The sequence below is a fragment of the Paenisporosarcina quisquiliarum genome (assembly GCF_043641925.1).
Classification (GTDB): Bacteria; Bacillota; Bacilli; order Bacillales_A; family Planococcaceae; genus Paenisporosarcina; species Paenisporosarcina quisquiliarum_A.
Genome location: NZ_JBHZRU010000002.1, coordinates 131,605 through 144,898 on the forward strand (window position 1 = coordinate 131,605; position 13,294 = coordinate 144,898).

Below are 13,294 nucleotides of genomic sequence, written 5' to 3' on the forward strand. Positions count from 1 at the left end.
AAATTATGAATCCACAAAGTTTATTGAGAACTGATTTGATTGATGAAGCCACAGAAGTTGTTCAACATCGAACGAAAAAAGAGAAAGACACTTTATATGAAACCCCTGGAATCGAGATGAATGAAGAGAGAAAAGGCAGAGTTCATATTACGGAAGTTAAAACTGATCCAGAAGGAGCTGCCAGTATTGGAAAGAAAGCTGGAACGTATATTACTTTGTCTGTTCCAACACTTTCAGCAGAAGATGAGGAAGGCTTTAAAGAACTGGAACAACAATTTGTTTCATCTTTGCAAGATATCCATGAAGAATTAAATCTTACCGCTGATTCGAAAATACTCATCATTGGCCTAGGTAATCGAACAATCACACCAGATGCAATCGGTCCATTCGCCATTGATCGCTTCCATGAGGACATGTTTACAATGCCTTTTGAGCATGGACAGGTCGTAGTATATGCTCCGGGGGTTACAGGGCAAACCGGGCTAGAGACGAGCGAATTTGTTAGGGCGATGGCTGAACATGTAAAACCAAATTTAATCATCGTAATTGACGCATTAGCCGCGAGAAATCAAGACCGACTGTGTAAAACAATTCAAATAACAAACACGGGTATTCACCCCGGGTCAGGTGTAGGGAATGCTAGAAGTGAAATTTCGTTTGAATCACTAGGTGTTCCTGTTACTGCAATCGGCGTACCGATGGTAGTGGACGCACCAGTATTAGTTGTCGACGCGATTGAAACCGTATTTAAAGTGATTTCTAGTCAAATTGGAGCTGCAAACAACCCTTCATCAGCTCTTTCAATTGGCTCATGGTTAAGAAGTACGGATGTCCCAATTGATGTTGAAGCAATCAAGCCAATATTTGGCGAATGGAGTGGATGGTCTTCTGAAGAGATTCGAGCATTATTACAAGAAGTATTACCTCCACAGCATCAACAATTATTTGTAACTCCTAAAGAGTCTGACTCATGGGTTGTTAAGCATGCAGACCTTATTCAAGTTAGTGTATCAAAATGGCTTCAAGGGAAAGTTTTTAGTTCTATCACTCCTTAATCCTACGTAATCTGTAGGAAGGAGGGGTGATTAATGCGAAAAACAGTTCAAAAAGCTATAAGTTTTTATCTTTTTTTATTTTTACTGCCCATAATATTTGTTAAAATCCCAATTCTCGCATTTGAACCTATAGTAAAAGAACAAGTAGAAACACGGCCAGTTGCTTATGCAGCAAATGTGACAAAAGAAGTTCCACTAAAAGAAGAGAATGCTCCATTACAAGCTTTATTAGTTTTTACACATTCACACGAAGCTTTTCATCCCATTATCAAAAAAGAAATTGGTGTGATAGCCAACTATCATTCATCAAGTAATATCACCAATATCAGTGATTTGGTCACGAAGCACTTCTTATTAAATAATGTCGAAGTGGATGTTTTACCATTTGACAATATGACGGAAATGAAAAAAACGAATCATCAGTTTCACGAAGCGTATTCTGCTATACGTCCAGTTCTACAAAAACAATTAGGGACTAAATCATATGATCTTGTTCTTGACTTACATCGGGATTCTGCCAAACATCAAGTAACTACGATCACATCAAATAATGAAAGCTATGCTCGTATTGCTTTGGTTGTCGGAACAGAGCATCCGAGCTATAAAATGAATGAATCCTATGCACAACTAATATCACAAGAGATGAATCGTCTCATTCCGAATATTTCACGAGGCGTCATAACGAAATCAAAGGATAGTGGGAATGGTATTTACAATCAAGATCTTTCCCCACATTCTATTTTGATTGAACTGGGCGGTATTGAAAATACGGAAGAAGAGATTAACAGAACGATTGCAGTCATTGCAAAAGCGATTTCTATCGCGTTTGAAAATACGAAAGCAACCTAACATTGAAGAAATGTGTGTTCACTGCTATAATTTGAAATAGTTTAATTAGGAGTGGACATCACATGAATCGAGAAGAACGTAATAAACGTCAACAGAACATTAGAAACTTTTCAATTATTGCCCATATCGATCACGGTAAATCTACATTGGCCGATCGAATTTTAGAGCAAACAAAAGCATTGACTTCAAGAGAAATGAAAGCACAACTTCTCGATTCAATGGATTTAGAACGTGAACGTGGAATCACAATTAAATTGAATGCGGTTCAATTAACTTATCGTGCAAAAGATGGAGAAGATTATACTTTTCATTTAATTGACACACCAGGACATGTCGATTTCACATATGAAGTGTCGAGAAGTTTAGCGGCATGTGAAGGTGCCATTTTAGTTGTTGATGCTGCGCAAGGAATCGAAGCACAAACTCTAGCGAATGTTTATTTAGCATTGGATAACGAGTTAGAAATCTTGCCTGTTATCAACAAAATTGATTTACCTGCAGCTGATCCAGAGCGAGTGCGCGGTGAAATCGAAGAAGTTATCGGTTTGGACGCGTCTGAAGCAGTTTTAGCTTCTGCGAAAGCAGGAATCGGTATCGAAGAAATTTTAGAGCAAATAGTTGAGAAAGTCCCTGCTCCAATTGGAGACCCAGAAGCTCCATTAAAAGCTTTAATTTTCGACTCTTTATATGATCCATACCGTGGAGTTATTGCATATGTCCGCGTAATGGAAGGTACTGTTCGTCCGGGAGATAAAATCCGAATGATGGCTACTGGGAAAGAATTCGATGTTATAGAAGCGGGAGTATTCACGCCAAAAGCCACTCTACGTGAGGAATTAACTGTAGGGGATGTTGGATTTATAACGGCGGCTATTAAAAATGTGGGAGACACTCGAGTAGGGGATACAATTACAAGTGTTAGCAACCCTGCATCAGAGTCTTTACCAGGTTACAGAAGATTAAACCCAATGGTTTATTGTGGATTGTATCCAATTGATACATCAAAATATAATGATTTACGTGATGCATTAGAGAAGCTTGAACTTAATGACGCCGCTCTTCAATTTGAGCCTGAATCATCACAAGCATTAGGATTTGGTTATCGTTGTGGATTCTTGGGTCTTCTTCATATGGAGATTATTCAAGAACGCTTGGAACGAGAATTTAATATCGATCTTATTACAACAGCACCAAGTGTTATTTACGACGTGCATATGACAGATGGACAAATTAAAAAAGTTGATAATCCTTCTATGATGCCTGATCCTCAAAAAATCGACCGCATTGAAGAGCCTTATGTAAAAGCAACCATTATGGTTCCAAACGATTTTGTAGGTGTTGTCATGGAGCTTTGCCAAAAGAAACGCGGGAATTTCATGACTATGGATTACATTGATAAAACGCGTGTAAGCATTATTTATGAAGTTCCGCTTTCTGAAGTGGTTTACGATTTCTTCGACCAATTAAAGTCTGGTACAAAAGGATATGCTTCTTTTGACTATGAATTAATTGGTTACAAACCATCTAAGCTTGTGAAAATGGATATTCTACTGAATGCTGAACAAGTTGATGCATTAAGCTTTATTGTTCATAATGATTTTGCTTATGAGCGTGGAAAGATTATTGTTGAGAAATTAAAGAAATTAATTCCTAGACAACAGTTTGAAGTACCAATCCAAGCGGCGATTGGTCAGAAGATTGTCGCTCGATCAACAATTAGTGCGATACGTAAAAATGTATTAGCTAAATGTTATGGTGGAGATATATCACGTAAACGTAAATTATTGGACAAGCAAAAAGAAGGTAAAAAACGTATGAAACAAGTCGGGTCAGTCGAAGTTCCTCAAGAAGCATTTATGGCTGTATTGAAAATGGACGAAGATTGATCTCATAATAGAAAAACAAAGCTTGCACCAAAAATGGTGCAAGCTATGATTTTGTTATACTGTTATCAAAATTTGTACTTTATTATCTAGATCAAAGAAAAAGAGGCTGCTATTTAGCCTCTTTTTTGTGTAAGAAAGCTCAATTGAATGATGATGAGAAACTCGGACAAACTCTCTTTTGCCTACAATTCCCCAGTATCTAATTGTATCTAATTGTATCTAATTGAAATTGATAAATAACACAATCAGAAAGAAAGGAGTGGATCTTGTGATTAAAGGTATTTATATACATATTCCTTTTTGCCATCAAATCTGTCACTACTGTGATTTTAATAAAGTCTTTTTTAAAAACCAACCAGTTGATGCTTATATTGAAGCGTTAGGTCTAGAAATGAAAATGTTTGTTGAAAAATACCAACAAGTATTACATGTTAAAACGATATTTCTCGGTGGGGGAACCCCAACCGCATTAAGTCCCGCGCAATTACAAAGACTTTTTGATTTAATTCAAGAATATATTCCACTCGATCACCTTCAAGAATTCACTTCAGAAGCTAACCCGGACGAACTTACATTCGAAAAATTAGTTGTTATGAAAAAGAATGGTATCAATCGATTAAGTATAGGTGTTCAAAGCTTTGACTCAGACATTTTGAAACGCTTAGGAAGAACCCATACGACTGAGCATGTTTATAAGACACTTGAAATGGCGAAAGATATCGGATTTGAGAACATTAGTATTGATTTAATGTATGGCTTGCCGGGGCAAACGATGGATCAATGGAAAGATACGCTACAAAAAGCTTTGGATTTGAATTTGCCGCATTACTCTGCGTACTCGCTGATCGTTGAACCGAAAACAGTTTTTTATAATTTAATGACAAAAGGTAAGTTGATGTTACCAGGTGAAGACTTAGAAGCTGATATGTATGACTGGTTAATGAATCAGATGGAATCTAAAGGAATCCATCAATATGAAATCAGTAATTTTGCTAAGACAGGTTATCACTCTCAACATAATAATTTGTATTGGGAAAATGTGAACTATGCGGGATTTGGAGCTGGAGCACATGGGTATGTAGAAACAATCAGATATGCAAATATCGGTCCAATTCGAAAATATATAGATACGGTTAGTGAAGGTGCATTCCCAATTCAGTCATCTCATGAAGTAACACCAACTGAGCGAATGGAAGAAGAAATGTTTTTAGGGTTGAGAAAACTAGACGGAATCAATCGGTTTCATTTTAATGAAAAGTTTGGAGTTGCACTGGACGAAGTGTATGGCGAAGTCATCTCTAAACATATTTCTAATGGCACAATGATAAGTACAGAAGAGTCCGTTGCTATTTCAAAACAAGGTCGATTTATTGGAAATGAAATTTTTCAAACTTTTTTAGAAAAATAACGTGTCGTATTCGTTGACTTTCCTCTTTGGATTTGATAATTTATGTATGAGTATTAGCACTCTCAAGAGATGAGTGCTAACAGAGGTGATATTATGTTAACGAACCGACAATTGCTTATACTTCAAGTAACAGTTGATGACTTTATTCATACAGCTCAGCCAGTGGGGTCACGACAACTTTCTAAAAAAGAGGAAGTACCGTATAGTCCTGCAACAATTCGAAATGAAATGGCTGACCTTGAAGAGTTAGGTTATTTGGAAAAAACGCATACTTCGTCAGGTCGAATTCCTTCAGAAAAAGGGTATCGATTTTATGTTGATCATTTACTAACGCCTCAACTTGCATCTTCTGATGATATGTTGCAAATACAATCTGTATTTAAAGAACGAATGGTTGAAACGGAACAAGTCATTCAAAAAACGGCTATGATTTTATCCGAATTAACAAGTTACACATCGATATTGCTAGGACCTGATGTTCGTAAGCATCGCGTGAAGCGTTTTTCGATTGTGCCTTTAACAAATGATTCGGCGGTTGCCATAATCATTACAGATTCAGGTCACGTAGAAAATCGACTCTTCCAATTGCCAAAAGGTTTAACAGCATCAGATATCGAAAAAATGGTGAACATTTTAAATGAACAACTTATTGGCGTTCATTTACATGAATTACATCATGCGCTTGAAAAAGAAACATCCGCACTGTTAAAACAACATATCGGTCGATATGGCGAGCTTATGTCTTCATTTGGAGCTGCAATTTTGAGTCCTCAAGAAGAAAAAGTGTTTTACGGCGGCAAATCCAAACTGCTCCATCATCCTGAGTTTAGTGATTTACAAAAAGCTCGTGGCCTTATTACGATGATGGACCAAGTAAATCAAATTTCAACTTTGTTTTCACCGAATCAGGCGGGTATTCATATTCGTATTGGTTCTGAAAATAACCTTTTGGAAATGGAAGACTGTAGTGTCATTACGGCATCCTATACCATTGGGGAAGAACAAATGGGTTCCATTGCAATAATTGGACCAACTAGAATGGACTATCGACGGGTTGTTACTCTGTTAGATGTTATGAGTAGCGATTTGTCTCGTGAACTTACTCGAATACTGAGAGGTTCAGGATCATGAAGGAGGAACAAAACTTGTCACAATCAGAAGAAAAAGAAGTAGTGAAAAACTTAGAAGAAGAGTCTGTTGAAGACAAAGAAGTTGTTAATCAAGATGAGAATCAATCAAATGACGAAATGACAAACGAGACACCTTCTGAATTAGAATTGCTTCAAAAGCAGTTAGATGAAGAAACTAACCGACATTTACGTCTACGTGCAGACTATGAGAACTTTAAACGTCGTGCACAGCTAGATCGTGAATCTGCGGAGAAGTATAAATCGCAAGGAATTCTTTCTAACTTATTGCCCGTTTTAGATAATTTCGAACGTGCTATGCAAGTAGAAACTGTATCGGAAGAATCACAGTCACTGCGAAAAGGGTTAGAAATGGTTTATAAAACACTTGTGGAAGCTACTGAGCGAGAAGGTTTGCAAGTGATTGATGCTGAAGGTGTATCTTTTGATCCTAATTTGCATCAAGCAGTGATGACAGAGACAGATGATTCTAAAGAATCTGGTGTCGTGTTACAAGAGCTCCAAAAAGGGTACAAGTACAAAGATCGTGTACTTCGTCCTTCCATGGTTAAAGTAAACGAATAAAATTAATATTTTCATATATCTAGGAGGAAATTATAAATGAGTAAAATTATTGGTATTGATTTAGGAACAACAAATTCATGTGTAGCAGTATTAGAAGGCGGAGAGCCAAAAGTTATTCCAAATCCAGAAGGCAATCGTACAACTCCATCAGTTGTAGCTTTCAAAAACGGAGAGCGTCAAGTTGGAGAAGTAGCAAAACGTCAATCAATAACAAACCCGAATACTATTCAGTCTGTTAAGCGTCATATGGGTACTGATTTTAAAGTGAAAGCTGAAGATAAAGAATATACACCTCAAGAAGTATCAGCAATGATTCTTCAATATATTAAAGGTTATGCTGAAGATTATTTAGGTGAAAAAGTAACAAAAGCAGTAATTACAGTTCCTGCTTACTTTAATGATGCTGAGCGTCAAGCAACTAAAGATGCTGGTAAAATCGCAGGTTTAGAAGTCGAACGTATTATCAATGAACCAACAGCTGCTGCATTGGCATATGGTTTAGACAAAATGGATCAAGACCAAACAATTTTAGTATATGACCTTGGTGGCGGTACATTTGACGTTTCAATCTTAGAACTTGGCGACGGCGTATTTGAGGTTAAGTCTACTGCTGGAGATAACCGCCTTGGTGGAGATGACTTTGATCAATTATTAATGGATTACTTTGTTACTGAATTCAAAAAAGACAACGGAATCGACTTGTCTAAAGATAAAATGGCTATGCAACGTTTGAAAGATGCAGCTGAAAAAGCGAAAAAAGATTTATCAGGTGTTACTTCAACACAAGTATCATTACCATTCATCACAGCTGGTGAAGCTGGTCCTTTACATTTAGAAATCACATTAAGCCGTACAAAATTTGATGAATTAACTGCTTCTCTTGTAGAACGTACAATGGTTCCTACTCGTCAAGCATTAAAAGATGCAGATCTTTCTCCATCTCAAATCGATAAAGTTATTTTGGTTGGTGGTTCTACTCGTATTCCAGCAGTACAAGAAGCTATCAAAAAAGAAACTGGTAAAGAACCACATCGTGGTGTTAATCCAGATGAAGTAGTAGCAATGGGAGCAGCAGTTCAAGGTGGGGTATTAACTGGTGATGTTAAAGATGTAGTCCTTCTTGATGTAACGCCACTTTCACTTGGTATTGAAACAATGGGTAGCGTATTTACGAAGTTAATTGAACGTAATACGACGATTCCTACATCAAAATCTCAAACATTCTCTACAGCAGCAGATAACCAACCAGCAGTTGATATTCACGTACTTCAAGGTGAACGTCCGATGGCAACAGATAATAAAACATTGGGTCGTTTCCAATTAGCGGATATTCCACCAGCACCACGTGGTGTTCCACAAATTGAAGTAACATTTGATATTGATAAAAATGGTATCGTTACAGTTAAAGCAAAAGACTTAGGTACGCAAAAAGAACAAAATATTACGATTCAATCTAATACGGCTTTAACTGATGAGGAAATCGAACGCATGGTTAAAGAAGCAGAAGCAAACGCTGAAGCTGATAAAGTGCGTAAAGAAGAAGCTGAATTGAAAAATGAAGCGGATCAAATGGTATTCATGACGGAAAAAACGTTAAAAGATCTTGAAGGAAAAGTATCTGAAGAAGAAGTTAAACAAGCTGAAGAAGCGAAAGAAGAGTTGAAAACAGCTCTTGAAGCAGGGAATTTAGAAGATGTACGTACGAAAAAAGATAAATTAAATGAAATTGTTCAAGCTCTAACAATGAAAATGTACGAACAAGCAGCAGCAGATGCTCAGGCAGCTGAAGGTGCTGAAGGTTCAACAGCAGACGATGGTGTTGTAGACGCTGAGTTTGAAGAAGTAAATGAAGAAGACAAAGAAAACAAAGACAAGTAAGACAACCGAAAAGTCAAAGTCTGGAACTCCAGCTTTGGCTTTTTCAATGTCTTTGGCATTGACGTAGTCTACATGCTACAATTAACCTTATCCCGCAATTATAAGGGTGTTTTTTCGTGGAGAAAATTACATCTAAATTGCAATATGAACGATTAATTTTAGGCTAACGGAGAGTGGAAAATGAATAAACGAGATTACTATGAAGTCCTTGGTTTAACAAAAGGTGCTTCTAAAGAAGAAATTAAAAAAGCTTATCGAAAATTATCAAAACAATATCATCCCGATATTAATAAAGATGACAATGCCGTGGATAAATTCAAGGAAATTTCGGAAGCCTATGAAGTATTGAGTGATGATCAGAAAAAAGCGCAATATGATCAATACGGACATGCAAATCCAAACCAAGGTTTTGGTGGAGGAGCAGATGGATTTGGTTTTGAAGATATTTTCAGTTCATTCTTTGGCGGCGGTTCTCGTCGTAGAGATCCAAATGCACCTCGAAAAGGTGAAGATCTTCAATACTCCATGACGATTGACTTTGAAGAAGCTGTTTTTGGTAAAGAAACAGAAATCGAAATTCCTAAAGAAGAAACGTGTGACACATGTCATGGTAATGGAGCAAAACCGGGTACTACACCAGAAACTTGTTCACATTGTCAAGGAACTGGTCAATTAAACGTAACTCAAGATACGCCATTCGGTCGCATGGTGAATCGAAGAGCTTGTCATCACTGCCAAGGAACTGGAAAATTGATTAAAGACAAATGCTCAACCTGTCATGGTCAAGGAACAGTTACAAAGCGTAAAAAAATTAAAGTATCTATTCCAGCAGGTGTAGATGATGGACAACAATTGCGTGTAACCGGTCAAGGTGAACCAGGTAAGAACGGCGGTCCAGCTGGTGACTTATATATTGTATTCCGTGTACGACCACATGAACGTTTTGAAAGAGATGGAGACGATATTTATTTCGAACTTCGTTTAACCTTCCCTCAAGCATCTCTAGGTGACGAAATCGAGGTACCGACTGTTAATGGGAAAGTGAAATTAAAAATCCCTGCAGGCACACAGTCTGGAACAAAATTCCGATTAAAAGGAAAAGGTGTTAAAAATGTTCATGGGTATGGCATGGGTGATCAGCACGTCATTGTAAAAGTAATGACACCTTCAAAATTAACAGAAAAGCAAAAACAATTATTACGTGATTTTGCTGAAGTTAGTGGGGATATTCCTGAAGAACAAAGTAGTTCATTATTCGACAAAATTAAACGTACAATAAAAGGCGATTAAGGAGTTGACGCAGGTGAAATGGTCGGAGCTTTCGATTCATACAACAAACGAAGCTGTTGAAGCGATATCAAATATTCTTCATGAAGCAGGCGCAAGTGGAGTGGTAATTGAGGATTCAGAAGAATTAAGTCGTGATCGCGAAGATATTTTTGGTGAAATATATGAGCTTAATCCGAATGACTTCCCTAAAGAAGGAGTTATTGTAAAAGCTTACTTACCTTTAAACAGCTTTTTAGGTGAAACTGTTGAAGAAATAAAGCTCGCGATTGATAACCTTGTTAACTTTGATATCAATTTAGGTCATAATGTCGTGACTATAAGTGAAGTCAATGAAGAAGATTGGGCGACAGCATGGAAAAAGTATTATCACCCAGTCAAAATTTCAGAACGTTTTACCATCGTTCCTACTTGGGAAACTTATGAACCTGTATCGACGGATGAACTGATTATTGAACTTGATCCAGGAATGGCTTTTGGAACCGGTACACATCCTACAACCGTTATGTGTCTACAAGCTTTAGAAAAAACGGTTAAACCAGGAGACACTGTAATTGATATTGGTACGGGATCAGGCGTATTAGCAATTGGTTCTGCCTTACTTGAAGCAAAGCATGTTCATGCCCTAGACTTAGATGAAGTGGCTGTAAGATCTGCAAAAATTAATGTGAAATTAAATAAAGTACAAGGTACAACGGAAGTTGTTCATGGAAACTTATTAGATACCGTTAAGGAACCAGCAGATGTGGTCGTTGCTAATATCTTGGCAGAAATAATTATGTCATTTACTCATGATGCATTTAAGGTTGTAAAAGACGGTGGAATGTATATTACATCCGGAATTATCGGTGCTAAGAAAGAGGATGTAAAACAGTCACTTATTGAAGCTGGATTCATTATTGACGAAGTAATGATGATGGAAGACTGGGTAACAATTCTTTCGAAGAAACCGGCTAAGGAATAAAAGAGGATGCAACGGTATTTTAGTTCACTTCCATTTATTAATAACCGATTACTTATTTCAGGTGATGATGCTAAACATATTCAAAAAGTAATGCGGATGCAAGAAGGTAATACGATTATCGTCGTTACAGAAGAGGTTGCATATAAGACTGTCATTATCGGCTTTGAAGGACAAGATGTTCGAGTTGAAATGATTGAAGGTCCTTTAAAAAGTAATGAGTTACCGAAAAAAATCACGATTTGTTGTGGTTTACCAAAAGGGGAAAAACTCGATTTAATTACTCAAAAAGGCACAGAACTTGGTATGGATGAGTTAGTTCTTTTTGATGCAGAACGTTCAATTGTAAAATGGGATTCTTCAAAAGGTCTGAAAAAGCAGCAGAGATTGCAAAAAATTGCGAAAGAAGCTGCTGAGCAATCACACCGAAATAAAATTCCACAAATAAGTGAAATGTTATCATTTAAGCAACTACTCAGTATGTCTTCAAAATACGATTGTCTTTATGTAGCTGATGAAGAAGAGGCAAAACTGACCGATAGAAAAAGACTAGTTGATCAATTAAAAGAAGCGTTGAATTTTGATTCAATACTAGTTGTCTTTGGTCCAGAGGGTGGCTTATCTAGGAAAGAAATTTCTGAATTACATGAGAAGGGGTTCCATTCCATTTCTCTTGGTCCTCGGATTTTAAGAGCTGAAACGGCTCCTTTATATGTTCTTTCAGCAATTTCGTATGAATTGGAATAGCAGAGAGTACCAATTTATATAAAACTATAAAAATTCGAATTCTTATCATTTGCACTGATGGAACATAATAGTGTTTGGCTATTTCTTTCGCTTTCCGCAAAACGCGAGCCTCCTCAGCTGAGCTGTTTATGACAACAGAATAGCATGAGATTTAGACCACGGACTGAGCTCGCGAGGGAAGCGGCTAAAGCCATGACCTTGGAAAGCGTCCGTCGCAGTAGAAGTCAACACTTTGTATATGCCCATAGTCTGATCTTTCCCTTATAAGTAAAGGTGTATATTTCTAATGAAATGAAATGACAAGCATGTTAAAATGAAGAGTTACGGACAACTTCCGAAAGGGTGAAACTAATTGACTAAAAATATTGCGTCAATGATCGATCATACATTATTAAAACAAGATGCTACAAAACAACAAATAGAAAAACTATGTGCAGAAGCGAAAGAATATGTATTTGCTTCAGTATGTGTTAATCCAACTTGGGTAAAGACTTCTGCTGAACTATTAACTGGAACTCCAGTAAAAGTATGTACGGTTATTGGTTTCCCATTAGGTGCATCTACTCCTGAAACAAAAGCATTTGAAACAAAGGATGCTATTCAAAATGGTGCTGGTGAAATAGATATGGTCCTAAACGTAGGAGCATTAAAATCTGAAGATCTTGCACTAGTTAAACGTGATATTGAAGCTGTTGTTGAAGCAGCAAAAGGTAAAGCAATTGTAAAAGTAATTTTAGAAACTTGCTTGCTAACAAAAGAAGAAATAAAAGTAGCAAGTCAACTTTCTAAAGATGCTGGAGCGGATTTCGTTAAGACGTCTACTGGTTTTTCTACAGGTGGGGCAACAGTAGAAGACGTAACATTAATGCGTGAAGTTGTTGGACCTAACCTAGGCGTTAAAGCTTCTGGAGCAGTTAGAAGCCTAGAAGACGTTGAAAAAATGATTGAAGCAGGAGCTACTCGTATTGGAGCAAGTTCAGGTGTACAGATCATGCAAGGGTTAACTTCAAATTCTGACTATTAATTAGATATACCGTATTGACCTAATTAAGAGTTTACGATATAATTCTAGAGTACATGACACTAGGTCGTGTATTGATGTGTGTTCGGAGGGAGGGAAAGAGAGATGTCAAAAACTGTCGTTCGCAAAAACGAATCGCTTGAAGATGCTCTTCGTCGCTTCAAACGTACTGTTTCTAAAAGTGGTACAATTCAAGAGGTAAGAAAACGCGAGTTTTATGAAAAACCAAGTGTAAAGCGTAAAAAGAAATCAGAAGCTGCGCGTAAACGTAAATTCTAATTTTCGACTTACCAATATTTTGCTCATGATTTTGAAGAAACAAACGTAAAGCGTAACAGAAATCAGAAGCTGCGCGTAAACGTAAGTGGACAAATTCCCATATTCCCTGCGTTCTTAACACGTACTACTTGATGACTAAGAAAGCCTATATGTAAGCCAGAAAATCTTTTTGATTTTCTGGCTTATTTTATTGGGATGAAAAAGATTTTAT

General features: G+C 37.1%; 12 protein-coding genes. All 12 read left to right on the top strand.

The window, feature by feature from the left end; all coding sequences use genetic code 11:
- The first annotated feature begins 5 nt into the window (after window positions 1–5).
- The 12 genes from gpr to rpsU all read left to right on the top strand — a co-directional run bounded on the left by gpr (window position 6) and on the right by rpsU (window position 13,083).
- Window positions 6–1,055 (top strand): GPR endopeptidase, encoded by a 1,050-nt coding sequence (gene gpr / locus ACHUE4_RS02370; RefSeq protein WP_394187685.1) that lies wholly within the window; start codon window positions 6–8, stop codon window positions 1,053–1,055.
- A 33-nt stretch (window positions 1,056–1,088) separates the two neighbouring features.
- Window positions 1,089–1,904: a stage II sporulation protein P gene (gene spoIIP / locus ACHUE4_RS02375; protein WP_394187686.1), complete on the top strand. Its 816-nt coding sequence runs from the start codon at window positions 1,089–1,091 to the stop codon at window positions 1,902–1,904.
- A gap of 62 nt (window positions 1,905–1,966) precedes the next feature.
- On the top strand, window positions 1,967–3,790 hold the full coding sequence (lepA, locus tag ACHUE4_RS02380) for a translation elongation factor 4 (protein ID WP_394187687.1): 1,824 nt from the start codon (window positions 1,967–1,969) through the stop codon (window positions 3,788–3,790).
- A 268-nt stretch (window positions 3,791–4,058) separates the two neighbouring features.
- Window positions 4,059–5,198 (top strand): radical SAM family heme chaperone HemW, encoded by a 1,140-nt coding sequence (hemW, locus tag ACHUE4_RS02385; RefSeq protein ID WP_394187688.1) that lies wholly within the window; start codon window positions 4,059–4,061, stop codon window positions 5,196–5,198.
- A gap of 93 nt (window positions 5,199–5,291) precedes the next feature.
- A complete protein-coding gene (gene hrcA, locus ACHUE4_RS02390) occupies window positions 5,292–6,329 on the top strand; it encodes a heat-inducible transcriptional repressor HrcA (protein WP_394187689.1) in 1,038 nt (345 codons plus the stop codon).
- Window positions 6,326–6,910 carry a nucleotide exchange factor GrpE gene (gene grpE, locus ACHUE4_RS02395; protein WP_394187690.1) on the top strand — a complete coding sequence of 195 codons (585 nt, stop codon included), beginning with the start codon at window positions 6,326–6,328 and terminating at the stop codon, window positions 6,908–6,910. The genes hrcA and grpE overlap by 4 nt, the downstream gene beginning before the upstream one ends.
- A gap of 36 nt (window positions 6,911–6,946) precedes the next feature.
- Window positions 6,947–8,788, top strand: a complete 1,842-nt coding sequence (gene dnaK, locus ACHUE4_RS02400; RefSeq protein ID WP_394187691.1) for a molecular chaperone DnaK — start codon at window positions 6,947–6,949, stop codon at window positions 8,786–8,788.
- A gap of 180 nt (window positions 8,789–8,968) precedes the next feature.
- A complete protein-coding gene (dnaJ, locus tag ACHUE4_RS02405; RefSeq protein WP_394187692.1) occupies window positions 8,969–10,078 on the top strand; it encodes a molecular chaperone DnaJ in 1,110 nt (369 codons plus the stop codon).
- 13 nt (window positions 10,079–10,091) lie between these two features.
- On the top strand, window positions 10,092–11,039 hold the full coding sequence (gene prmA, locus ACHUE4_RS02410; RefSeq protein WP_394187693.1) for a 50S ribosomal protein L11 methyltransferase: 948 nt from the start codon (window positions 10,092–10,094) through the stop codon (window positions 11,037–11,039).
- A gap of 6 nt (window positions 11,040–11,045) precedes the next feature.
- On the top strand, window positions 11,046–11,783 hold the full coding sequence (locus tag ACHUE4_RS02415; protein WP_394187694.1) for a 16S rRNA (uracil(1498)-N(3))-methyltransferase: 738 nt from the start codon (window positions 11,046–11,048) through the stop codon (window positions 11,781–11,783).
- A gap of 352 nt (window positions 11,784–12,135) precedes the next feature.
- Window positions 12,136–12,807 carry a deoxyribose-phosphate aldolase gene (deoC, locus tag ACHUE4_RS02420; protein WP_394187695.1) on the top strand — a complete coding sequence of 224 codons (672 nt, stop codon included), beginning with the start codon at window positions 12,136–12,138 and terminating at the stop codon, window positions 12,805–12,807.
- A gap of 102 nt (window positions 12,808–12,909) precedes the next feature.
- On the top strand, window positions 12,910–13,083 hold the full coding sequence (gene rpsU / locus ACHUE4_RS02425) for a 30S ribosomal protein S21 (RefSeq protein ID WP_016426884.1): 174 nt from the start codon (window positions 12,910–12,912) through the stop codon (window positions 13,081–13,083).
- Window positions 13,084–13,294: the final 211 nt, after the last annotated feature.